At 73.2% G+C, this 20,750-nt stretch carries 24 protein-coding genes; 14 read left to right on the top strand and 10 right to left on the bottom strand.

Annotated elements, in window-relative coordinates; translation table 11 throughout:
• Nucleotides 1-20 precede the first annotated feature (20 nt).
• Nucleotides 21-884, bottom strand: a complete 864-nt coding sequence (locus AUC44_RS07170) for a DUF1028 domain-containing protein (RefSeq protein WP_062158025.1) — start codon at nt 882-884, stop codon at nt 21-23.
• Between the two features lie 50 nt (nt 885-934).
• Here AUC44_RS07170 and AUC44_RS07165 point away from each other — a divergent pair, with 50 nt between their 5' ends.
• Together AUC44_RS07165 and AUC44_RS07160 are read left to right on the top strand one after the other, a co-directional pair.
• Nucleotides 935-1,498: an AAA family ATPase gene (locus AUC44_RS07165; protein WP_062158024.1), complete on the top strand. Its 564-nt coding sequence runs from the start codon at nt 935-937 to the stop codon at nt 1,496-1,498.
• Entirely contained in the window at nt 1,495-1,938 is a 444-nt protein-coding gene (locus AUC44_RS07160; protein ID WP_062158023.1) for a hypothetical protein, read from the top strand. The genes AUC44_RS07165 and AUC44_RS07160 overlap by 4 nt, the downstream gene beginning before the upstream one ends.
• Before the next feature lie 3 nt (nt 1,939-1,941).
• Here the strand turns inward: AUC44_RS07160 and AUC44_RS07155 are convergent, their stop codons facing one another.
• The 3 genes from AUC44_RS07155 to AUC44_RS07145 form a co-directional block, all read right to left on the bottom strand.
• Entirely contained in the window at nt 1,942-2,520 is a 579-nt protein-coding gene (locus AUC44_RS07155; protein WP_231724558.1) for a C39 family peptidase, read from the bottom strand.
• A 92-nt stretch (nt 2,521-2,612) separates the two neighbouring features.
• Nucleotides 2,613-4,211: a peptide chain release factor 3 gene (locus AUC44_RS07150; protein WP_062158022.1), complete on the bottom strand. Its 1,599-nt coding sequence runs from the start codon at nt 4,209-4,211 to the stop codon at nt 2,613-2,615.
• Nucleotides 4,212-4,319: 108 nt separating this feature from the next.
• Nucleotides 4,320-5,270, bottom strand: a complete 951-nt coding sequence (locus AUC44_RS07145; RefSeq protein WP_062158021.1) for a histone deacetylase family protein — start codon at nt 5,268-5,270, stop codon at nt 4,320-4,322.
• Between the two features lie 23 nt (nt 5,271-5,293).
• On the opposite strand from AUC44_RS07145, the gene AUC44_RS07140 reads away from it, so the two are divergent.
• On the top strand, nt 5,294-6,316 hold the full coding sequence (locus tag AUC44_RS07140) for an NAD(P)H-dependent flavin oxidoreductase (RefSeq protein ID WP_062158020.1): 1,023 nt from the start codon (nt 5,294-5,296) through the stop codon (nt 6,314-6,316).
• The gene (locus tag AUC44_RS07135) at nt 6,313-6,819 is read left to right on the top strand and encodes a GNAT family N-acetyltransferase (RefSeq protein WP_062158019.1); all 507 of its coding nucleotides are present in this window, start codon (nt 6,313-6,315) and stop codon (nt 6,817-6,819) included. The genes AUC44_RS07140 and AUC44_RS07135 overlap by 4 nt, the downstream gene beginning before the upstream one ends.
• Here the strand turns inward: AUC44_RS07135 and AUC44_RS07130 are convergent.
• Nucleotides 6,810-7,190: an ACT domain-containing protein gene (locus tag AUC44_RS07130; RefSeq protein ID WP_046842376.1), complete on the bottom strand. Its 381-nt coding sequence runs from the start codon at nt 7,188-7,190 to the stop codon at nt 6,810-6,812. The genes AUC44_RS07135 and AUC44_RS07130 overlap by 10 nt on opposite strands.
• 95 nt (nt 7,191-7,285) lie before the next feature.
• Between AUC44_RS07130 and AUC44_RS07125 the strand changes: the two genes are divergently transcribed.
• Together AUC44_RS07125 and AUC44_RS07120 are read left to right on the top strand one after the other, a co-directional pair.
• Nucleotides 7,286-8,326 (top strand): S1C family serine protease, encoded by a 1,041-nt coding sequence (locus AUC44_RS07125; protein WP_231724557.1) that lies wholly within the window; start codon nt 7,286-7,288, stop codon nt 8,324-8,326.
• A gap of 53 nt (nt 8,327-8,379) precedes the next feature.
• Nucleotides 8,380-8,952: a response regulator transcription factor gene (locus AUC44_RS07120; RefSeq protein ID WP_046842374.1), complete on the top strand. Its 573-nt coding sequence runs from the start codon at nt 8,380-8,382 to the stop codon at nt 8,950-8,952.
• A 3-nt stretch (nt 8,953-8,955) separates the two neighbouring features.
• Here AUC44_RS07120 and AUC44_RS07115 read toward each other — a convergent pair whose 3' ends face one another.
• The 5 genes from AUC44_RS07115 to AUC44_RS07095 all read right to left on the bottom strand — a co-directional run bounded on the left by AUC44_RS07115 (nt 8,956) and on the right by AUC44_RS07095 (nt 13,651).
• Complete coding sequence (locus AUC44_RS07115; protein ID WP_062158017.1) at nt 8,956-9,252, bottom strand: antibiotic biosynthesis monooxygenase family protein; 297 nt, start codon at nt 9,250-9,252, stop codon at nt 8,956-8,958.
• A gap of 87 nt (nt 9,253-9,339) precedes the next feature.
• On the bottom strand, nt 9,340-10,893 hold the full coding sequence (locus AUC44_RS07110; RefSeq protein WP_062158016.1) for a 2-isopropylmalate synthase: 1,554 nt from the start codon (nt 10,891-10,893) through the stop codon (nt 9,340-9,342).
• 220 nt (nt 10,894-11,113) lie between these two features.
• Nucleotides 11,114-11,737 carry a uracil phosphoribosyltransferase gene (gene upp / locus AUC44_RS07105; protein ID WP_062158015.1) on the bottom strand — a complete coding sequence of 208 codons (624 nt, stop codon included), beginning with the start codon at nt 11,735-11,737 and terminating at the stop codon, nt 11,114-11,116.
• Between the two features lie 50 nt (nt 11,738-11,787).
• Complete coding sequence (locus AUC44_RS07100) at nt 11,788-12,627, bottom strand: aminoglycoside phosphotransferase family protein (protein ID WP_062158014.1); 840 nt, start codon at nt 12,625-12,627, stop codon at nt 11,788-11,790.
• A 7-nt stretch (nt 12,628-12,634) separates the two neighbouring features.
• Nucleotides 12,635-13,651 carry an HD-GYP domain-containing protein gene (locus tag AUC44_RS07095; protein WP_062158013.1) on the bottom strand — a complete coding sequence of 339 codons (1,017 nt, stop codon included), beginning with the start codon at nt 13,649-13,651 and terminating at the stop codon, nt 12,635-12,637.
• 81 nt (nt 13,652-13,732) lie between these two features.
• Here AUC44_RS07095 and AUC44_RS07090 point away from each other — a divergent pair, with 81 nt between their 5' ends.
• The 8 genes from AUC44_RS07090 to AUC44_RS07055 all read left to right on the top strand — a co-directional run bounded on the left by AUC44_RS07090 (nt 13,733) and on the right by AUC44_RS07055 (nt 20,694).
• Entirely contained in the window at nt 13,733-14,470 is a 738-nt protein-coding gene (locus AUC44_RS07090) for a YkgJ family cysteine cluster protein (RefSeq protein WP_062158012.1), read from the top strand.
• Nucleotides 14,467-15,021, top strand: a complete 555-nt coding sequence (locus AUC44_RS07085; RefSeq protein WP_231724556.1) for a histidine phosphatase family protein — start codon at nt 14,467-14,469, stop codon at nt 15,019-15,021. The genes AUC44_RS07090 and AUC44_RS07085 overlap by 4 nt, the downstream gene beginning before the upstream one ends.
• Entirely contained in the window at nt 15,018-15,791 is a 774-nt protein-coding gene (locus AUC44_RS07080) for an alpha/beta hydrolase (protein ID WP_062158011.1), read from the top strand. Before AUC44_RS07085 ends, AUC44_RS07080 begins: the two co-directional genes overlap by 4 nt.
• A gap of 308 nt (nt 15,792-16,099) precedes the next feature.
• Nucleotides 16,100-17,602, top strand: coding sequence for a DUF4127 family protein (locus AUC44_RS07075; RefSeq protein WP_231724555.1), 1,503 nt, complete (start codon nt 16,100-16,102; stop codon nt 17,600-17,602).
• 54 nt (nt 17,603-17,656) lie between these two features.
• The gene (locus AUC44_RS07070) at nt 17,657-18,019 is read left to right on the top strand and encodes a hypothetical protein (RefSeq protein WP_062158009.1); all 363 of its coding nucleotides are present in this window, start codon (nt 17,657-17,659) and stop codon (nt 18,017-18,019) included.
• 43 nt (nt 18,020-18,062) lie between these two features.
• Nucleotides 18,063-18,653, top strand: coding sequence for an NADPH-dependent FMN reductase (locus AUC44_RS07065; protein WP_062158008.1), 591 nt, complete (start codon nt 18,063-18,065; stop codon nt 18,651-18,653).
• Nucleotides 18,650-19,405, top strand: coding sequence for an RluA family pseudouridine synthase (locus AUC44_RS07060; RefSeq protein WP_062158007.1), 756 nt, complete (start codon nt 18,650-18,652; stop codon nt 19,403-19,405). The genes AUC44_RS07065 and AUC44_RS07060 overlap by 4 nt, the downstream gene beginning before the upstream one ends.
• 38 nt (nt 19,406-19,443) lie before the next feature.
• A complete protein-coding gene (locus AUC44_RS07055; protein ID WP_062158006.1) occupies nt 19,444-20,694 on the top strand; it encodes an MFS transporter in 1,251 nt (416 codons plus the stop codon).
• Nucleotides 20,695-20,750: the final 56 nt, after the last annotated feature.

The following is a 20,750-nucleotide window of genomic DNA, read 5'->3' as shown; positions in this document are numbered from 1 at the left end:
GGGCGCAGTGTACCGCGCCGCTAGCCTACCCGGGTGGGGTACTGGGCGCGCAGGTACGCCAGCGCGACCGGGTCGATCTGCCCGCCCGGCACCCAGCGTTCCTCCAGGTTCTCGGTGCCGAACAGCGCCCAGGCGGCGGCCTCGGTGTCGGCGTCCCAGGGACCGCCGGGCAGCGCGGTGGCGTGCCCCTGCGCCACGAGCAGGGCGCGCAGCCACGCGAGTTCCTCCCCGGTCAGGAGCCGGGTGCTCTCGGGGCGGGTGAACAGCAGGTCGTGCAGGTCCAGCAGCCGCGCGAGTTCCCGGCAGGGCTCGGCGTGGTCGTCCGCGCGGAGGTTCACCCAGTCGTCCGTCAGGCCGCCGTAGCCGCGCCCGGGGCCGGCGCACACCAGGGCCGCCGACTGCCGCCCGCGCCGGTCACCGCCGGCCGCGTCCCCGGCGTTCAGGGCCGCCAGCAGGCGCCGGGGCAGCGGCAGGGCCGATCCGGCCTCCCAGGCGGCGCGCATGGCCTCTACGACGCCCGGCCCGGCCAGGATGTTGCCCTGGATGGCGACGTCGGCGGCGGCGTACCCGCCCGCCCAGGCGTGACAGTCCGGGCCCGTGAAGGTGACGCTGCGGCCATCCGCCCCGACCAGCCCGAACTGGCGCTGCGCGATGCCGGAGTCGGTCGCCTGGAAGTGCGCGCCCACGGCGGCGGCGTCCAGTCCGGAGGCCAGCAGGCGCAGGCCCTCGGGGCCGAAGGTGGGGTTCACGTAACTCTGCGTGGCGACGGCGCCCACGCCGCCGCGCACGAAGGGCACCAGCGCGCCCACGGCGAGGAACTTGCTGGCGACCGCCACACCCAGGTCACCCGTGCGGGCGTCGCGGCCCACGATGGAAAAGGTCATGCGCGCAGGCTAGCGCCTCCCCGCCGGGGCGGCACTGTACGCTCCGTGACATGACCGAGGGGACTGGGCAGAGCGGGCGGGGCGTGATCTGGGTACTGAGCGGCAGCCCCGGCGCGGGCAAATCCAGCGTGTCGCGCTCGCTGCTGGCCCGCTTCCCGTTCGGGCTGCACCTGCCCATCGACGACCTGCGCGAGCTGGTCGTGTCGGGCCTCGCGCACCCGGCGCTGGACCACCCGCCGGAGGCCGCGCGGCAGTTCGCGCTGGCCCGCACGGCGGCGGCCCAGACGGCCCGCCTGTACGCGCAGGAGGGGTTCGCGGTGGCGATCGACGACGTGCTGTGGCCCGCCGACCTGACATTCATGGCCCGGCACTGGGCGGGACTGGACGTGCGCCCGGTGCGGCTGTTCACGACGCTGGAAGTCGCGCACGAACGCAACCGGACCCGCACGAACAAGACGTACGACACGTCGGTGCTGGTACCGCTGATCGACGGGCTGTACCCGCAGATGCCCCCCGAAATCTACCGGGAGGCCGGGTGGGCCGTCGTGGACAGCAGCACCCTGACCCTGGAGGCCACCGTGGACGCCCTGCTGCGCCTGGACTGGCCCGCATGACGGAGGCGGTCCTGACCGGCACGTGGTTCGTGGTGCGCACCAGTCTGCCGCTGTGGCGTGCACGGGACAACCCCAGCGTGACCTACGCGCCGCTGCCGGACGGGCGGGTGGTGGACACCGTGCGCTTCACCCGCCGGGGGCGACCGGGACTGATCGTCGGCCTGGACAGCCCACTGCCCGGGGGCGGCTGGGCGTGGCGCGGCGTGAGCCTCCTGACGAGCTTCACGGTCAGCTGCTGGCGGGTGCTGGCCGCCGGGGACGGCTGGGCAGTCACGGTGTTCGAACGGACGCCCTTCACGCCCGCCGGGCTGGACGTGTACGCCCGCACACCTGAATTGACTCCCGAGCAGCAGCGGGAGGTGGAGGCTGCCCTGGACGGCCTCCCGGCGGCGCAGCCGTTCCGCGCGGCGCTGTTCAGTCCCGTGCACGACGGACGGTGACGCTCAGCCGATGACGCTCCTGACCTTCGCGGCCATGTTCGGCGGGTACAGCACCGCGAACTGACCGCGCTGGTCGGCCCACACGCGGTTCATGTCGTCGTAGCCCATCGCCACGTAGCCCAGCAGGGGGTCCATGATGAACACCTGCCGGGTCTGGTCGTTGTAGCCCATCAGGACCCGCCAGTGCGGGATGACCTGCCCCTGCGCCGTGATGTGGCTCTGGAGGGCGATGACGGGCAGACCGCTGCGGATGGCGGCGCGGGCGGTGTTCACGCTGCCCCCGGTGAACAGCCGCGCCTGCATCCCCACGCGCGGCGCGAAGTCCACGATGGCTTGCGCGGTCATGTAGGACCGCTCGGTGGGGCGGGTCAGGCGGCTCACCTCGGTCATGTCCACCCGCAGCCCGAAGTACCCCAGCACCTGCGTGATACTGGCTGGGCCGCAGGCGTTGTACGACTGCCGGATCAGCGGCATGCCGCTCAGGACGTACCCGGGCGGCGTGGGGGCGGCCTTGGCGGGCGCGGCAGCCTGCGCGGACAGGCTCAGGGCGCAGGCGAGGAACAGCAGGCGGGCGAGGGGCACCCGCGCAGCATGCCACGCCCCACCTGACCGGAATGTCTCAAGACTGCATGAAGAAGGGAGAGGCCACGTGACCCCTCCCCTGTCCAGCGGGCTTACACCCGCGTGAGGTCTTTAGGGAGGGGCAAGAACTCGATCTCCGGGTGCTGCTCGGCGGTGTATTCCAGGTCGTAGCGGCTGCGGAACAGCATGACCGGGCGCCCCTGGTCGTCCTCGACGTGCCGGGCGAAGCGGGCGACGTTCGTGGGGTCACCGGCCAGCCAGCGCACGAGCTGGTAGTTGGTGACGTGCATCTCGACCTCCACGCCGTACTCCTCCTGGAGGCGGGCCTGGAAGACCTCGAACTGGAGCGGCCCGACCGCGCCCAGGTACGGGTCACGCGCGCCGTCGGTCGGGTAGAACACCTGCACGACGCCTTCTTCCGCCAGCTGCGTGAGGCCCTTCATGAACGCCTTGCGCTTGCCCACGTCCCGCAGGCCGATGGTGGCGAACGTTTCGGGCGTGAAGCGTGGGAAGCCGGGCAGTATCACCTTGGCGTCCACGCTGATCACGTCCCCGATCTGGAACACGCCGGGGTTCACGAGGCCCACGATGTCGCCGGGGTACGCTTCCTCGACCTTCTCGCGGTCCTGCGCGAACAGCGTGTGCGCCTGCGAGAGGCGCAGCTTGCGGCCCGTGCGGGTGTGCGTGACGTCCATGCCGCGCTCGAAGTGGCCACTCATGACCCGCATGAATGCCGTGCGGTCGCGGTGCTGCTTGCTCATGTTCGCCTGCAACTTGAAGATGAAACCCGCGAAACCCGCCTCGGGGCTGCGTTCGCCCAGGTTCGTCTCGACGGCCCCCGGGGGCGGCGCGAGGTCCACGAAGTTGCTCAGGAAGTGCTCCACGCCGAAGTTGTTCATGGCCGAGCCGAAGAACACCGGGGTCAGCTCGCCGCTCAGGAAGGCCGCCGGGTCGAACTCCGGCATGGCGCCCTGGATGAGTTCCACGTCCTCGCGCAGTTTCGCGGCGAGGTCTGCGCCGACCAGGGCGTCCAGTTTCGGGTCGTCCAGGCCGCTGGTCTGCATGGGCGCGCGGTGCTTGCCGCCGGACGTGCGCTCGAAGGCCAGCACCTGATGCGTCTGGAGGTCGTACACGCCCTTGAAGTCCGGGCCGTCCCCGATGGGCCACGTCAGGGGCACCGCCGTGATCTTCAGGATGCCCTCGAGCTGCTCGAGCAGTTCGAAGGGGTCCTGGGCGGGGCGGTCCATCTTGTTCACGAACGTCAGGATCGGAATGCCCCGGTTGCGGCACACCGCGAACAGCTTCTCGGTCTGCGCCTGCACGCCACGCGCGGCGTCCAGCACCATCAGGGCGCTGTCGGCGGCCGTCAGGGTGCGGTAGGTGTCCTCACTGAAGTCCTGGTGTCCGGGCGTGTCGAGCAGGTTGATGTGCCGCCCCCGGTACTCGAAGGTCAGCGCGGACGAGCTGATGGAGATGCCACGCTGCTGCTCGATGCTCATCCAGTCGCTCTTGGTGTGGCTGCGGCCTTCCTTGGCGGTGACGCTGCCCGCCTCCTGGATGGCGCCTCCGTACAGCAGGAGTTTTTCCGTGATGGTCGTCTTCCCGGCGTCCGGGTGGCTGATGATGGCGAAGGTGCGGCGCCGGGCGATCTCGCTGGCGAGCGCGGCGGGGTTGATCTCGGGGCTGGTCATGAAAACTCCTGCGGGCCTGGAAGGGTCGCGGCCCGGTCATGCGTGAAGGTGGGGAACAACGCGGGTCTCGACTCTCGCTAGGGGGGCGTGAGGAGAACCGTCATGCGCTCATGATACGGCACGTCCCGCCCCGCGTGCCGCCTGCGGCGCGAAGGCGTCCAGCGCGGCGTCGAGCGTTCCCAGCCGCGCGGCGATGAGCTGCGCCGGGTCGCGGTGGTACCCGCCGGCCATGACGGTCACGAGGGGCGTGCGGGTGCGGGCCGCCCAGCGGAACACGCGGCGGTCGCGGGCCTGCACGCCCTCCAGCGTGAGCGCGAGCCGTCCCAGCTGATCCCCGGCCAGCACGTCCGCACCCGCGAGGTAGAACGCGAAGTCCGGCTGGAAGGCCGTCACGAGCGGCGTGACCTGCGCGTCCAGCGCGTGCAGGTACGCGGCGTCGTCCGTCCCGTCGGGCAGCGGGACGTCCAGGTCACTGGTCTCCTTGCGGAAGGGATAGTTGCGCTCGGCGTGCAGGCTGACGGTCAGCACGCGCGGCTCATCGGCAAAGATCGCGGCGGTGCCGTTGCCCTGGTGCACGTCCAGATCAAGGATGAGGATGCGCCGCGCCTGCCCCGTGTCAAGCAGCCAGCGGGCGCTGATCGCCACGTCGTTCAGGAACGAGAAGCCCTCGGCGTGATCGGCGTAGGCGTGGTGGGTGCCGCCGCCCAGGTTCACGCCCAGGCCCCGCGTCAGGGCGTCGCGGGTGGCGGCCAGGGTCGCGCCGCTGCTGCCCAAGCCCCGCTCGACGACTGCCGGGGTCCAGGGAAAGCCCAGCGCCCGCTCCTCGGCGCGGGTGACCTGCCCGCCGCGCCAGCGGGCCAGGAACGCGGGATCGTGCACCGCCTCGGCGTACGGCCAGTCGAGGCTGGGGGCGTCCACCAGCGGCAGCCGCGCCTGCGCGCCGTCCAGCAGGGCCTGAATCCACTCGCGCGGCAGGAACTGCCGTCTGGGCGCAGCCTGCGACTGGTACGCGGCGCGCCGGAACGCCGTGAACGCGCGGAACGGGTGCGGGAACGTCACGTCCGCAGCGTACGCTGGGCGGCATGACCCGACCGCGATCCTGGCCGGAATTACTCGCACAGTTGCGCACGCCCGTGGCGCTGGCCCCCATGGCGGGCGGCGTCGGCACCCCCTCGCTGGCCGCCGCCGTGACCCGCGCGGGCGGGCTGGGCAGCCTGGGCGGCGCGTACCTGACCCCGCAGGCGCTGAGAGACGCGATCCGCGAGGTGCGCGCCCTGACCGACGGGCCGCTGCTCGTGAACCTGTTCGCGCCTCAGCCCGTGCCCACCGTTACACCCGACGCAGTGGCCGTCGCCACGGCAGAACTCAGGCCCTTCCACGACGCGCTGAACCTCCCCCCGCCCACCCTGCCGGAGCGCGTGCAGGAGGACTTCAGCGCGCAGCTGAACGTCGTGCTGGAGGAACGCCCGGAGGTCTTCAGCGTCGCGTTCGGCCCCGTCCCACCGGACGCCCTGGCGGCGCTGCGGGCGCGGGGCGTCCTGACGGTCGGCACCGCCACCAGCCTCAGCGAGGCGCTGGCCCTGCACGAGAGCGGCGTGGACGCGGTCACCGTGCAGGGCGGCGCGGCGGGCGGACACCGGGGCGGCTGGCAGGACGACCCCCTCGCGGACACCCTGACCCTCGTGCGGGAGGTCGCGCGGGCCACGCCCCTCCCGGTCCTCGCGGCGGGCGGCCTGATGACCGCCGGGCACGTCCGCGCGGCGCGGGCGGCCGGGGCGACGCTGGCGCAGTGCGGCACGGCGTTCCTCCTGGCCGACGAGGCGGGCACCTCCGCGCCGTACCGGCAGGCCATCCGGGACGGCACGCGCGACACCGTCCTGACCCGCGCGTACTCGGGGCGCGCGGCGCGGGGCCTGCGCACCGCCCTCACCGACGCCGTGACGCATCCCCTCCCCTTCCCGCACCAGAACGCCCTGACCCGCCCCCTGCGCACGGCGGGCGCGCAGGGGAGGCAGGCGGACGTCCTGAGCCTGTGGGCCGGCACCGGTTACCGGCAGGCGCAGGCGACCGGGGCGGCGCAGATCGTCGCAGGCCTGACGCCGTGACCGTCACGCTGCGGCCCCTGCGCCCCGGGGATGAGGAGGCGGCGGTGCGCTGGGCGGCCGATCCGGTGTTCTGCCGCGCGGCGGACTGGACGCCGGGGCTCGCGCCGCGCGTGGTGCGGCGGCACTGGGCGGCGATCATCGCGGGCGGCGACCCGGCGTTCCTGCGGCTGGGCGCCGAGCTGGACGGGCGGCTGGTGGGGTTCGTGGATCTGGCGGGCCTGGACGGCACGTCGGCGGAGTTCGGGATTGTCATCGGGGAGCGGGCGCTGTGGGGCCAGGGTGCAGCGCGCCGGGCGGGTGAGGCGCTGATCGCGCACGCGGCGGGGCTGGGGCTCTCGCGGCTGACGGCGCTGGTGCACGCCCCGAACGCGCGGTCGCACGCGCTGATGCGCCGCCTGGGGTTCGTGGAGGCCGGGCACGCCGACCCGGAATCCTACATGGGCGAGGTGGTGCCGGTCGTCCGCTACGAACGGGAGCTCGGTTCAGACTCGCCTCACTCCTGAACGGTGTGCCCGGCCTCCCGCAATGCCGCCACGCTGCGGCCGAGGTCGCTGGCCGCGACGAGGACGTAGTCGGTGTTGAAGGTGGACAGCGCGAAGATGCCCACGCCCGCGTCCCGCAGGGGGTTCAGGACGCTGGCGAGGATGCCGGTCAGGGTGAACTCGAACGGCCCGGTGAGCCTCAGCGCCTGCCAGCCGCGCTGGACGCGCACGCCGTCCGGCACCCCCTCGGCGGGGCACACGACGCTCAGTTCATCCGGGGCGTTCATGACGCACCACAGGTCGCCGCGCGTCGCCCAGTCCGGCACGGCGCTGCCGGCGGGGAGCTGGGCGACGGCGTACTCGCCGGGCAGGACGGTCAGCGTCAGGGACATGCCGGCAGGATACGGCGACCCTGACCGTTCGGTGGGGGCGCGGGCCTGTGCGGGTGGGGGGCGTGTTTCCGGGCGGCGGGGCGCACCATGACGGCATGACGAATCTTTCTGATCTTTCCAGGGCAATGGCGGACGCGGTCGAGCAGGCCGCGCGGAGTGTGGTGACGGTGCGCGCGGCGCGCCCGGTGAGCGGCACGGTGGTGGGCGACGGGCTGGTGCTGACACCCGCGCACCTGCTGCACGCCGACGAGGTGCCGGTGATCACCCCGGACGGGCAGACCCGGACGGGCGTGGTCGTGGGCCGCGATCCGGGCAGCGATCTGGCGCTCCTGCGCGTGGACGGCCTGACCATCCCGGCACTGACGGCAGGTGAGGCGGGGCGCGCGGGTGAACTCCTGCTCGCGGTGGGCCGCCCGCCCGGGGGCGTGCAGGCCAGCCTGGGCCTGAATCCCGGCCGGGTGCGGGACGGCTGGCTGCACGCCGGGGCCCAGCCGTTCCCCGGCGTGAGTGGCGGCGCGCTCGTGAACGCGCAGGGTGAACTCGTGGGCGTGCTGAACGCGGGCGTGCGGCGCGGGCAGCTGCTGGCCGTCCCGGCCGCGCGGGCGGCGCGCGTGGCCGACCTGCTGTCCCGCGAGGGCCGCGTGCCGCGCGGGTACCTGGGGCTGGCGACGCAGCCCGTGCACTTCCCGGCCGCTGCGACGCCGGACGAGGTGGATGAGGACGCCTTCCCCGGCGGGCCATTCGGTGGCGGCCGCTTCGGCCCGGGCCGCCCCCGGGGTGAGGGGGGCCCCTGGGGCGGGCGTCGCGGTCCCGGACGCGGGCCGGATCACGGCGGGCACGGTCACCCCGGGCGGGGTGGGATGGACGAGGCCCGACTGGAGAAACTCCGCCGCTTCCGTGAGCGGTTCGCGGGCGGCCGGGTGGGCCTGACGGTCGTGCAGGTCGAGGCGGGCAGTCCCGGTCAGGCGGCGGGTTTCCGGGTGGGGGACGTGCTGCTGGCGCTGGACGGCGAGGGCTTCACGCACCCGGCGGAGCTGCTGTCGCGTGTCCGCACCCGCGCGGGCGAGACGGTGACCCTGCGCGTCCTGCGCGGCGGCGAGGAGCAGGACGTGACCGTCAGCGTGGGTGAACGCTGACCGTGCCCGTTCCCGCGTCCACCAGCAGGGCGCCCGCCCCGGTACGATCAGGCATGACCGCCGCGCCTGCCCTGCCCACCGTGCTCGTCACGCTGGGTTCGGCGGTGCTCGCGGCGGGCGTGGCGGCCATCCTGGGCGGCGCGGGGTTCCTGGCCGCGCGGGACGGCCGCGAACCGGACGTGCTGATCGTGGACGACGGCTGGCTGGACGACCCCTCACCCCTGGACGGCGCGGCGGTCGTATCGCTGGGCTCGCGCGCGTGGGCGGAGGTGCTGCCCGACCTCTGCCCGCACGGCTGGGCGTGCCTGCCCGCAGACGCCACGCCCGCCGAGCTGATCGCGGCCGTGCACGGCGCGGCGGCGGGACTGGTGACGCTGCCGCCCGCGTGGCTGGCGCCGGCCGACGAGGAGCCGCTCCCCTCGGGCGAGGTGACCCTCACGCCCCGCGAACGCGACGTGCTGGCCCTGCTCGCCGAGGGCCTCAGCAACAAGCGCGCCGCGCGCGACCTGGGCGTCAGCGAGAGCACCGTGAAGTTCCACGTGCAGGCGCTGTACTCCAAGCTGGGCGTCCAGAGCCGCGCCGGGGCGGTCGCGCGCGGCATCGCGCTGGGCCTCGTGACCGTCTGAGGTTCAGCCCAGTTCCACCCGCGTGAAGTGCTCCACGGTCGGGAACGGGTCGTAGAAGGGGTGCAGCAGGGCGCGCCACTGCTGGTACCCGGCGCTGCCCCGGAAGCCCACGGTGTGAGCCTCCAGCGTGGCCCACCAGACGAGCAGGGCGTAGCGTTGGTCGTCCTCCAGGCAGTGGTGCAGCTCGTGCCGGACGTACCCGTGCATCCCCGCGATGATGTGCTGCGCCTGCGCGAACGCCGCCTCGAACCCGGTCGTCTGTCCGGGGCGGATCTGCAACAGGGCGATTTCCAGAATCATGCGTCCTCCCTCAATGTGATGGGGAGGCCGGTGTGCCCAGCCTCCCTGTCCATCAGCCGCGCAGCGGCGGACCCATCGTCTATCTCCTCAGATGCGGCCAGGGGCGAATTCGCCCTGGCGGCGTTCGGTGCCCATCCCGGCGACGACCATGTTGTGGATGCGGACCCAGGCGCGGGCGCTGGCCTCGACGACGTCGGTGGCGACGCCGCTGCCGTGCAGGGTGGTCTCGCCGTGGCGGGCACCGATGTTCACCTCGCCCAGCGCGTCGCCGCCCTTGGTGACGGCCTGGATGCGGTAGCTTTCCAGTTCGGGGTTCAGGCCGGTGATGCGGTTGATGGCCTGGAATGCGGCCTCGACGGGCCCGTCGCCGTGGGCGGTGGCCTCGACGGCGCCGTCGGGCGTCTGGAGGCGCACGAAGGCCACGGGGGTCATGTTCATGCCGCTGGTGATCTGGAAGCCTTCCAGCGTGAAGGTCTGCGGGACGTCGCTGCGGGCCTCGACGAGGGCGCGCAGGTCGTCGGCGTAGATCTGGCCCTTGCGGTCGGCGAGGTCCTTGAAGCGGCCGAACAGGTGCTGGACCTTGTCGTCGGTCAGGTCCGCATAGCCCAGGTCGTTCAGGGCCTTGCGGAACGCGGCGCGGCCACTGTGCTTGCCCATGACGAGCACGGCGGCTTCACGGCCGACGAGTTCGGCGTTCATGATCTCGTACGTCTCGCGGGCCTTGATGACGCCGTCCTGGTGGATGCCGCTCTCGTGCGCGAAGGCGTTGTCGCCGACGACGGCCTTGTTGGGCTGGACGGGCATGCCGCTCAGGCGGCTGACCATGCGTGACGCGCGGTACAGCTCGCGGGTGCGGATGCCGGTCTCGAAGCCGTAGTGGTCGCGGCGGGTGTGGAAGGCCATGACGAGTTCTTCCAGGCTGGCGTTCCCGGCGCGCTCGCCGATGCCGTTGATGGTGCATTCGATCTGCCGGGCGCCGCCCTGCGCGGCGGCAATGGAGTTCGCGACCGCCATGCCCAGGTCGTCGTGGCAGTGGGCGCTGAGGATGACGTGGGCGGGCAGCGCGGCGCGGATCTCGGCGAACAGCGCGCGGATCTCCTCGGGGGTGGTGTAGCCGACGGTGTCGGGGATGTTGATGGTGGTCGCCCCGGCCTCCACGGCCGCCCGGAAGATGCGGATCAGGAAGGCGGTGTCGCTGCGGGTGGCGTCCTCGGCGCTGAATTCCACGTCGTCCACGAAGGAGCGGGCGTAGGTGACGGCCTGGATGGCGCGTTCGACGACCGCGTCGGGTTCCAGCTGCAGTTTTTTCGCCATGTGGATGGGGCTGGTGGCGATGAAGGTGTGGATGCGGGGTTTCTCGGCGGCCTCGACGGCTTTCGCGGCGGCCTCGATGTCGGGGCGGGCGGCGCGGGCCAGGCCGGTGATGATCGGGCCGCGGACCTCGCGGGCGATGCGGCTCACGCCTTCCAGGTCGCCGGGGCTGGCGATGGGGAACCCGGCCTCGATGACGTCCACGCCCATGCGGGCGAGCTGGTGGGCGATCTCCAGTTTCTGGGTGTGGTTCAGGGCCACGCCGGGGCTCTGCTCGCCGTCGCGCAGGGTGGTGTCGAAGATGCGGATGCGGTTCGTGTCGGTCGTCATGGGCGGCTCCTGGGGCTGGGACTCTGGTTGCTGGGAATGAGGTGCAATGAAAAACCCCGGAGGGTGAAGTCCTCCGGGGGGTTCAGGCGCGGTTCTCCTTGCCGTTCACTCCACCGGAGGACGGGTAAGAAGAAGGCTGAACGCAGTCATGGCCCCAGCGTAAGCGCCGGTTCAGGCGGGGCGGGCAGGTTGTCTAAAAACGGGCGTTCTGCCCCGGCGGTTACTTGGTGCCGTAGATTCGGTCGCCCGCGTCGCCCAGCCCGGGCACGATGTACCCGTGGTCGTTCAGGTGCGAGTCCAGGGCGGCGACGACGATCTCCACGTCCGGGTGGTCACGTTCGATCACGGCCACCCCCTCGGGCGCGGCGAGGATGCACATGAGCTTGATGCTGGTCGCCCCGGCCGCTTTCAGGCTGGCGATGGCGGCGCTGGCGCTGCCCCCGGTGGCGAGCATGGGGTCGGTGAGGAACACGCGCCGCTCGGCGATGTCGGTCGGGAGCTTGTTGTAGTACGCGACCGGCCCGAGGGTCTCGGGGTCGCGGTACAGGCCGATGTGGCCGACCTTCGCGGCGGGGACGAGCTGCACGATCGAGTCGGTCATGATCAGCCCGGCGCGCAGGATGGCGACCAGCGCCAGCTTCTTGCCGCTGAGCATCGGGAACTCGGCGGTGGTGATGGGCGTGGTGACTTCCTCCTGCGTGACTTCGAGGTCGCGCATGGCCTCGTAGGCCAGCAGCAGGCTGACCTCGCTGGCCAGTTCGCGGAATTCCTTCACGCCGGTGCGCACGTCGCGCATGACCGAGAGTTTGTGTTGCACGAGGGGATGGGTAACGACAGTAACCATGCGCCCACCATACCCCGCACTCCGCAGGGCGTCCGGCCCCGGGACGCGGCTCAGCCGGGCAGGCGGGCCAGGGCGTGACGGGCGCGCGGCACCTTCTGGTCGCGCTGGCCCTCGAATTCGTACGGTTCGTTCATCAGGAACCAGTACAGGTCGTGCAGGGTGGTCATGGCGAGGTACGCGCGGTAGCGGGTCAGTGTGGCGGGCGTCTGGTCCGGCAGGAAGGTCAGCGCGGCCTGGAGGCTCTCGTCGGGCGGGAGCAGGTCGAGGGTGCCGGTCTTGAGCAGCGCGAGGTCCCGCAGCGGGTCGTCCCAGTCGGCCTTCGTCCAGTCGATGATCAGCACCTCGCCGTGGGGTTCGCTGATCAGGATGTTGTCGTGCCACAGGTCCAGGTGGCAGAACGCGGCAGGCTGGTCCAGCAGGCCGCGGTCCAGGGGAATCTCGACCGCGTCGAACAGGTCGTCCAGCGGGTAGGCGGCCAGGGCGCTGCGGAAGCGGCGAAGGCGGTCCTGCACGCGGCGCAGGTTCACGCGGCCCCGCGTGGTGCCGTGCAGGGTGCTCAGGCTGACGCGCAGCTGAGCCAGGGCGCGGGGCACGTCGGGCGCGCGCAGGGGGTGGCCGTCGAAGCGGCGCATGATGAGCGCCTCGATGCCGTCCACCTCCAGCGCGTCGATCACGCGGTCGCCCATCCCGGCGCGGCGCATGTTCTCGGCCTCCACGCCGTGCTCGCCCTGGTGGTTGCGGTAGACCTTGATGACGGTCTGGCGGTCCTGCGTGGCGTACACGCGGCTCTGCATGCCGGCGTCCACGGGGGTCAGGGGGCCGAACCGCGCTTCCAGGTTGGGGAAGCGCGGGGTGGGGGCCTCGCCAGGGTGCGGGGGACGCAGGGTCACGCGGCGCTCACTGCGGCAGCTTTTCCAGCAGGCCGACCAGCTTGGCGTCCAGGCCCTTGCCCGCCTGGGACTTCAGGCGCTCCAGGCCGCCCAGGCGCACGTAGGCGTTCGCCACGGCCAGGATGCGGGCGTACAGGGGAATGTCCTCGCCCGCGAGCTTGTCGGGTTCGCCCTGGCCGTCCACCCGTTCGTGGTGGTGCCGGACGGCCTTCTGCGCCTCGCTCAGGTGCGGGACGCCGTGCAGGAAGTTCGCGCCGACCTGCGCGTGGCCGTGCTCGCCGTGAATCTTGCCGATGTCGTGCAGCATGGACGCGAACCACAGTTCCTCCAGTTCGCGGTCGGTGAGGCCCACGGCGCGGCCCAGTTTCAGGCTGACGTCCGTGACGGACTTGGCGTGCCCCAGCGAATCGAAGTCCTGACTCTCGACCGCCTCGACCAGGGCGCCGGTCAGCTGCCGGGCGGCCTGCTTCCATTCCTCGCGGCCTTCAAGGAGGCTCAGGATGGGCGCGACGGCAGCGGCCCACTTCGTGACGGCCTCCTGCGCGGCGGGCGGAATACCGTCCGGAGCAGTGCGGTCGAGAATCAGGGCGCCCAGGTGGCGGCCCCGGACGCTCAGCGGGACGACCAGGCTGATCTTCGCCTCGCGCATCCCGGCCGCGTCCAGCTGCGCGGCGATGTCCGGGCCGTTCGTGTCGAACAGTTCGCGGCTGCCGTCCGGCACGACCCGCGAGCGCATCTGCGCCCAGGGGCCGGTCAGGGCCAGGCCCAGCAGGCTCCTGGGGTACCCGCCGAACACGGCGGCCACCTGGTCCTGGCCGCGCCGCACGACCGCGTAGCCCTGCACGTGTCCGCCCAGCAGCGTGGCGGCGTAGGCCAGGGCGCCCTCCAGCACGCCTTCCTGGGTGGGGCGGGCCAGCAGGTCCGCCAGGACGCGCGTGGGGTCGAGCGGCTCCTGTGACGTCCCGGTCTTGCGCGGGTCTGGGGTGCCGGTCGGGGGCTGGGGGGTGCGGGGACGCCTGAACACGGTGCGGTCAGTATACGCACGTGGGTTCGGGGCGGCGGCGCGGCACGGTCTGCGCGGGGCAGATGCTCTAGGCTGCGCCCCATGACGGATCAGGCCCAGAGGGTGAACGGCGACGTGACGGAGGCCGTGCGGCGCGCGTACGACCGCTACGGGCGGCGCTCGGGCGAGTGGATGGAGCGCTACGCGCGCCAAGGCGGTCGGGTGTACTGCGCCTCGGGGTGCGTGGCGTGCTGCAACATGCCGATCCGCGTGAGTCTGGCCGAGGCGCTGGTGATGGCGGCCGAACTGGACGGGGGGCTGGCGGCGGCGGTGGAGGCGCACGCCCGCGCGGCCATCGCGAACGCCCGCACGGCCCGCAGTGATGACGAGTACGTGCAGCGCCACCGGCTGGAGGTGGGCTTCTGCCCGATCCTGGATAAGGAGACCGGCGGGTGCAGCCGCTACGAGGCGCGCCCCACCCGCTGCCGCGACACCTTCAGCGCGTTCCCGGCGCATTTCTGCGAGGCGGGCGTGTGGGAGCGCATGAGTGCGCGCGAGCGGGCCGAGTACCGCCGCGAGGTGGCCCGCACCCCCGGCACGGACGGCGAGCTGCATTTCATCGCGCCGCTGGAGCACCTGAGCGAGCCCGTGTGGGAGACCGCCTCGCGGGCGATGGTGGACGCCTGGGGCGTGGAGGTCTGGGGCGACTACTGGGTGCTGACGACCCTGGCGCGTGACGAGCGCTTCATGGCGGCGATCATGGCCGGGGACACGCGCGCCGCGTGGCAGCGCGCGTCGGGGCGGGGGCTGGCGCACCGGATGCTGCTGGAGTTCGCGTGACGGCCTCTCCCCTGCCAGCCTCCCCTCCGCCGAAGGGCACGCTGGTGCTGGTGCGGCACGCCCGCGCGTCGGGGCAGGAACCCGGAGCGGCGCTGACCCCCGAAGGCGAGGCGGGCGCGGCGGCCCTGGTCCCTGCGCTGCGCGGGCTGGGCGTCACGCGGGTGGTCAGCAGCCCGTGGCGCCGCGCGGCGGATACGGCGGCCCCGCTGGCGGCGGCGCTGGACCTGCCGGTGATCACCGACGACCGCCTGACCGAACGGGTCCTGACGGGCGCGCCCCGCGCGGACTGGCCGGCGCGGCTGCGCGACAGCTTCGCGGACGACACGCTGGCGCTGCCGGGCGGCGAGTCCGGCGCGGCGGCCCGGGGGCGCGGTCAGGCGGCGCTGGACGCGCGCCGCGACCCAGGGGGCGTGACGGTCGTCGTGACGCACGGCAATCTCCTGGCGCTGCTGCTGGGCCTGGGCCATGACGGGTGGGCGGCGCTGCGCAATCCGGACGTGTGGCTCTGGACGCCGGGGGACACGCCGACCCGCCTGGTCCTCCCGGCGTGACCCGCGCCTTCCACCCGGACGACCCGCACGCGGCGCCGCTGGTGGGCGGTGAGCCGTATGCCGTGGAACGCCACATGCTCGCAGGCGTCCCCTGCCTGATCGAACGCCCGGCGCCGGGCCGGGAGGTGCGGGCGGTCTGCGTCGTGTACCACGGGGCCTGGGCCGCCAAGGAGGGCAAGCTGGGCGTGTACGCCGCGCTGGCCGCGTGGGGCGCGGCGGTGGTCCTGCCGGACGCGGCGCTGCACGGCGAGCGGCACTCAGACACTCCACCGGGCCTGAACGCCCGCGAGTACGTGTGGGAGAGCGTGCGCCGCACGGTCGCGGAGGCCCCGGCGCTGCTGGACGCCGCGCAGGCGACCTACGGGCGGGTGCCGGTGTGGGTGGTGGGCTCCAGCATGGGCGGCTACGTGGCGCAGACCCTGGCCCGGACCGAGACGCGCGTCGCGCGGGCGGCGGCGCTGATCACGTCCGGCGTGTGGCACGAGCCGGAGGTGCGCCGCCCGGACCTCCGGGCGTTCCTGGAGCGGCATCGCCCGCTGGCGCACGCAGCGGACGCCGTCCCCACGCCACTGTTCCTCGCCAGTGGCGGGGCCGACCCGGTGTTCCCACCCGAGGAGCAACACGCGCCCACCGCCGCCGCCTACCGCGCGGCGTATGCCTCGGCCGGTCGCCCGGACGCCCTGCGCGAGGCGGTGTACCCCGGGGTGGGGCACTACACGAGCGTGCGGATGCGGGACGCCACGCTGGCGTTCCTGCGGGCGGACCAGTGACCCGGTAGACGGCCAGATGCGTGGAGGGTGACACGACCTTCACGGGACGCTCACGGGGTGGAGCCTCCCGTTTCCGGCCCTGCCGGCCCCCCGGCCAGCCGCACGCCGCTGGTCGGGGGGCCGCCCGCGGGCGTTGCACCTCTCCCCTACCGGGGCCTGCTAGCCTCGGGCGGATGACAGAGCATGGCGGTGAGTCGAAGACGAACCTGACCGGAGGTCGCAGCGACAGGCACGCATCCGGCGCAGATGGAGGGGATTTCGGTGCCGTTCCGGAATCACGGGCGTCGCAGCCGGTGCGTGCACCGCGCGTGCTGCTCGTTCCGCCGGATACCCGCCCGCCCACCCTGGCCCTGCCCGTGCAGCTGGGGCTCATGACCGGCGCGGAGGTGCGGGTGCCCCCGGCGGCGGCGCTGCCGGACTTCTTCACGCCGGGCGACACCGGGACGCTCGCGGCGTGGCTGCGGGCCGGGGGGGCGGACGCGGACGTGCTGGTCGTGTGCCTGGAGACGCTGTGCCTGGGCGGGATGATCCCGGCGCGGCGGGTGTCGGACCCGCTGGCGGGGGCGCTCTCGCGGCTGGCGATCCTGGCTGAGTTGAAGGCCGCGCATCCGACCCTGCGGATCTATGCCTTCGGGGTGATCGTGCGGGTGGCGCACGACAACGACCCGCACGAGGAGAAGGCGTACTACGGCGAGTGGGGCCGCGAGCTGCGGGCGTACTCGACGGCGTTCGACCGGCACGCGCGGCACGGCGAGGCGGAACGCGCGGCGCTGGACGCGGCCCGCGCGGCGGTCCCGGCGGACATCCTCGCGGACTGGGTGGGCACCCGCGAGCGCAACCGGGCGCTGCATCTGGCCGCGCTGGACCTGCTTGCGGGCGGCGTGCTGAGTCACCTGTGCCTCACGCTGGACGACACCACGCCGTACGGGCTGGCGGCCTTCGACCGGCGCCTGCTGGAGGCCCGCGCGGACGCGCTGGGCGTCTGGGACCGCCTGGACGTGTACCCCGGCGCGGACGAGGTGCCGTGCGCGCTGCTGGCCCGCGCGCTGCGCCCGGAGGAGGTGCCGGTGTGGGTGCGCTTCAGCGGACTGGGCGGCGCGGGCGCCGAGCTGCTGTACGAGGACCGCCCGGCGGGGGAACTCGTGCGGGCGCACCTGCGCGCGGCGGGGTGCCGACTGGCGGACTCCGTGCAGGAGGCGGCGTTCGTGCTGGCGGTGAACACGCCGGGCACGCGGCAGGCGCACCGGCAGCCGGACTTCGCGACGGTGGACACGCCGCACCGGCACCTCCCGGCGTTCGTGGACGCCCTGCGCGCGGACCTGCGGGCCGGACGCGCCGTGAGCGTGGCGGACATCGCGTACCCGAACGGCGCCGAGGCGCGGCTGTGGACGCTCATGGGTGGACTGCCGCTGGCGGAACTGGCGGGGTTCAGCGCGTGGAACACGGCAGGCAACACGCTGGGGTCGGCGGTGGCGTTCGGGAAGCTCGCGCCGCTCGTGACCGACCGGGCGGCGCACGCGGAGGCGCTGCTGGCCCGCATCGCGGACGACGTGCTGTACCAGGGCGAGGTCCGGTCGCTGGTCCGCGAGCGGCTGGGCAGCCCCAGTCCCTTCGATCTGGGCGAGCAGCGCGCGGACGCCGAGGCGGCCCTGCGTGAGCTGCTGCCGCCGCGCGTGCAGGCGGTGTGGGACGCGCACTTCGCGGGGCGCGGCCTGAGCCTGGAGCTGGGCGAGCCGCATCTGGCGTGGCCGCGCCTGTTCACCGGCGTGGTGCCCCTCTCCGTGACTGAAACCGGGTCCAGCAGACCGTGACGCCTGCATCAAACGGCTGATGCGGCCCAGACGCGCGCGCGGCACACTGGGGGCATGAACGCGCCTGCCCCCACCGCCCAGCCCCGGCCCGCCGCCCCTGTTCCCGTGTGGTCGGTGGCGGGCGGCCTGCTGGGCCTGGGGACGCTGGTGACGTGGGCGTGGCTGCTGTTCGGCGTGGCGGGCGGCGTGGAGGTCGCCAACCAGTCCGGTCAGGTCCTGTCGGGCCTGCGGGTGTGCGGCCCGGCCGGGTGCGTGGAACGGGCGCGGCTGTGGCCGCACCAGTCGTGGCGGGTGCCGGTCGAGGGGCAGGCGACCGTGCAGGTGGGCGGGGCGGAGGTCGCCCTGGGGGCGCTGGACGACCAGTCGGCGCGCGTGGTGGTCGGCGAGGGCGGCGCGGTCCACACGACCACCGAGTGACCCGCGCCGGGCTTGATTCCCGGCGGGACGCTACCCTGTCGGGGTGAAGTTCGCCGTCCTCTCGACCAGCCTCGACCCGGAGAGCCGCAGCGCGTGGCTGTGTGACCTCGCGGCCGCGCAGTTGCGGGCGCAGGGGCACGAGGTCACGCACCTCGACCTGCGCGCTACGCCCCTGCCGCCCTTCGACAACGATCAGGGCCCACAGGGCTGCTACGCCCACCCGCACGCCGAGGTGTACCACCGCGCGATCCGCGAGGCGGACGGGGTGTTCCTGGGCGTGCCCGTGTACAACTGGGGGCTGGGGTCGGGCGTGAAGGCGCTGGTGGAACTGACCGGGAGCAGCGACGCCGCGCGCGGCCTGTACGGCGCGTGGTTCGACCGGCCCGTGACATTCCTGGTGTCCGGCGGGCTGGATCACGGGTACCTGAGTCACGGGGCGTTCGCGTTCGGGCTGATGGTGGATTTCCGCTGCGTGGTGAACCCGCACTTCGTGTACGCGACGTCCGCGCACTGGGCCGCGCCGGGCGTGCCGGGCGAGTGGCTGCGTGGGCGGCTCTCGCGGACGGTGGACCGGGGCGTGGACCTCTCGGCGCGCCTGCGGGGCCGCGACTACGCCAGCGTGTGGGAACTGTGACCGCCCGCGCGCCGCTGCTGCCGCCCACCGAGAAGCCGCGCGTCATCCTGGAGCACCCGGATTTCTACGTGGTGCACAAGCCCGCGCTGTGGCTGACGCATCCGGTGCGGGCGCGGGTGGACGTGCCGGACCTGCTGACGTTCATGCGGCGCGAGACGGGCGAGGCGGACCTGGCGCCTCCGCACCGGCTGGACCGCGAGACGAGCGGCGCGCAGGTCCTCTCGCGGGACCGGGAGGCGGCGGGGCGGTTCTTCACGCTGTTCAAGACGCATCTGGTCGGCAAGACGTACCTCGCCCTCGTGCACGGCTCGCCGGACTGGGAGCGGCGCACGCTGGACGCCCCGCTGGGCGACCTGGGGCTGGGCGGCGCGAACCGCATCGCGATCCGGCAGGGGGTCGTGCCGGACGGGCGGCCCGCCGTGACGGACTTCCGGGTGGTGGCCCGCCGCGCCGGGCACGCGCTAATCGAGGCGTACCCCCGCTCGGGGCGGCTGCATCAGATCCGCGCGCACCTCTCGCACCTGGGCCTGCCGATGGTCGGGGACAAGATCTACGGGCGGGACCCCGGGGTGTTCCTGCGCTTCATGGAGGAGGGCCAGACGCCGGAACTCACGGCGCGGCTGGGGCTGGCGCGGCAGGCGCTGCACGCGGCGCGCGTGGCGTTCCCGTGGGCGGGCGCGCAGGTGGTCGCGCAGGTGCCGCTCGCCCCGGACCTGCGCGCGTACTGGGACGCGCTGCCGGAGGGCGTTTAGGCAGCGGGCCGCGCCGGGCGCCCGTATACTCGCCGCACATGACCCCTGCCTCCACTTCACGCCCCCGGGTGAGTCCCTGGGTGCTGTCCGCCTTCTGGTTCGGTTCGGCGTTCCACTGGCTGCTGCTGCTGCTGATCCTCATGCCCGAGAATGTCGTGACGTTCGTGGGCGAGGACCGCAAGGGCACCTTCCTGGGCCTGCTGGCGGGCATCGGCGCGGTGATGGCGCTGGTGCTGCCGCCGCTGGTGGGCGCGCACAGCGACCGCACCGGCAAGCGGCTCCCGTACCTGAGGATGGGCCTGATCGTGAACCTCGTGGGACTGGCGGTGATGGCGCTGGCGGCGTCCGCGCTGGGCGGTATGGCGGGGTTCTGGGTGTACCTGCTGGGCTTCCTGCTCGTGCAATTCGGAAACAATTTCGCCACCGCGCCCTACTCGGCGCTCATTCCGGAACTGGTCGCGCCGGGCGAGCGGGGCCGCTACAGCGGCGTCATGGCGATGCTGCAGGCGCTGGGGCAGCTGCTGGGCGCGGTATCGGCCGTGGTGATCGGCCTGCTGAAGCTGCCGGTGCTGGTGTCGTTCGTGCTGATCGCCCTGCTGCTGATCGGCCCGGCGCTGGTCACGCTGCGCGGCGTGCCGGAGCCGGACACGGTGGTCCCGCGCCCGGCGGGCGGCCCCACGATGTCCTGGCGGCAGCTGTTCGCGCATCAGCCGTTCCTGTGGGTGTTCGTCACGCGGGTGCTGTTCTCGCTGGGGCAGTACAGCGTGCAGCCCTTCTTGCAGTACTACAACAAGGACGTGCTGCGCCAGTCCGACGCGGGCACGAGCACCAGCGTCATGCTGCTGTGCATCATCGTGGGCAGCATCGCGTCGGCCAGTCTGGGCGGGCGGATCAGTGACCGGGTGGGCCGCAAGCCCGTCATCTACGTGGCGGGCACGCTGATGGCGGCGGCGGCGCTGCTGCTGCTGGTCGCGCCGTCGTTCGGGGCGGCGCTGGCACTGGCGGGCGCGTTCGGGCTGGGCTTCGGGGCGTTCACCAGCGTGGACTGGGCGCTGGGCAGTGACGCGATGCCCAGCCAGAGCAGCTACGCGCGGGACATGGGGATCTGGCACGTGGCGTTCGTCGCGCCGCAGATGAGCAGTGCCCCACAGGGCGCGCTGCTCGACTGGGGGAACGCGCAGGGCGGGAACCTGGGGTACACCCTGGTCTTCGGGATCGCCGCCGTGTGCTTCATCCTGGGCGTGATCCTGATCCGGAACGTGCCGGATACCCGCCGGGCCGCCGCCTGAATCACCCGGCACATGGCCCCCACCCTCCAGTCGGAGGTGGGGGCCATGCCGCGGGG

It is taken from the genome of Deinococcus actinosclerus (genome assembly GCF_001507665.1).
GTDB lineage: Bacteria > Deinococcota > Deinococci > Deinococcales > Deinococcaceae > Deinococcus > Deinococcus actinosclerus.
This window is presented reverse-complemented; position numbering and strand designations above follow the sequence as displayed.

Coding starts and splice junctions, on each gene's coding strand:
- AUC44_RS07170 (WP_062158025.1), bottom strand. CDS start 884: ATGACCTTTTCCATCGTGGGCCGCGACGCCCGCACGGGTGACCTGGGT.
- AUC44_RS07165 (WP_062158024.1), top strand. CDS start 935: ATGACCGAGGGGACTGGGCAGAGCGGGCGGGGCGTGATCTGGGTACTG.
- AUC44_RS07160 (WP_062158023.1), top strand. CDS start 1,495: ATGACGGAGGCGGTCCTGACCGGCACGTGGTTCGTGGTGCGCACCAGT.
- AUC44_RS07150 (WP_062158022.1), bottom strand. CDS start 4,211: ATGACCAGCCCCGAGATCAACCCCGCCGCGCTCGCCAGCGAGATCGCC.
- AUC44_RS07140 (WP_062158020.1), top strand. CDS start 5,294: ATGACCCGACCGCGATCCTGGCCGGAATTACTCGCACAGTTGCGCACG.
- AUC44_RS07130 (WP_046842376.1), bottom strand. CDS start 7,190: ATGTCCCTGACGCTGACCGTCCTGCCCGGCGAGTACGCCGTCGCCCAG.
- AUC44_RS07125 (WP_231724557.1), top strand. CDS start 7,286: ATGACGAATCTTTCTGATCTTTCCAGGGCAATGGCGGACGCGGTCGAG.
- AUC44_RS07120 (WP_046842374.1), top strand. CDS start 8,380: ATGACCGCCGCGCCTGCCCTGCCCACCGTGCTCGTCACGCTGGGTTCG.
- AUC44_RS07115 (WP_062158017.1), bottom strand. CDS start 9,252: ATGATTCTGGAAATCGCCCTGTTGCAGATCCGCCCCGGACAGACGACC.
- AUC44_RS07110 (WP_062158016.1), bottom strand. CDS start 10,893: ATGACGACCGACACGAACCGCATCCGCATCTTCGACACCACCCTGCGC.
- upp (WP_062158015.1), bottom strand. CDS start 11,737: ATGGTTACTGTCGTTACCCATCCCCTCGTGCAACACAAACTCTCGGTC.
- AUC44_RS07090 (WP_062158012.1), top strand. CDS start 13,733: ATGACGGATCAGGCCCAGAGGGTGAACGGCGACGTGACGGAGGCCGTG.
- AUC44_RS07070 (WP_062158009.1), top strand. CDS start 17,657: ATGAACGCGCCTGCCCCCACCGCCCAGCCCCGGCCCGCCGCCCCTGTT.
- AUC44_RS07055 (WP_062158006.1), top strand. CDS start 19,444: ATGACCCCTGCCTCCACTTCACGCCCCCGGGTGAGTCCCTGGGTGCTG.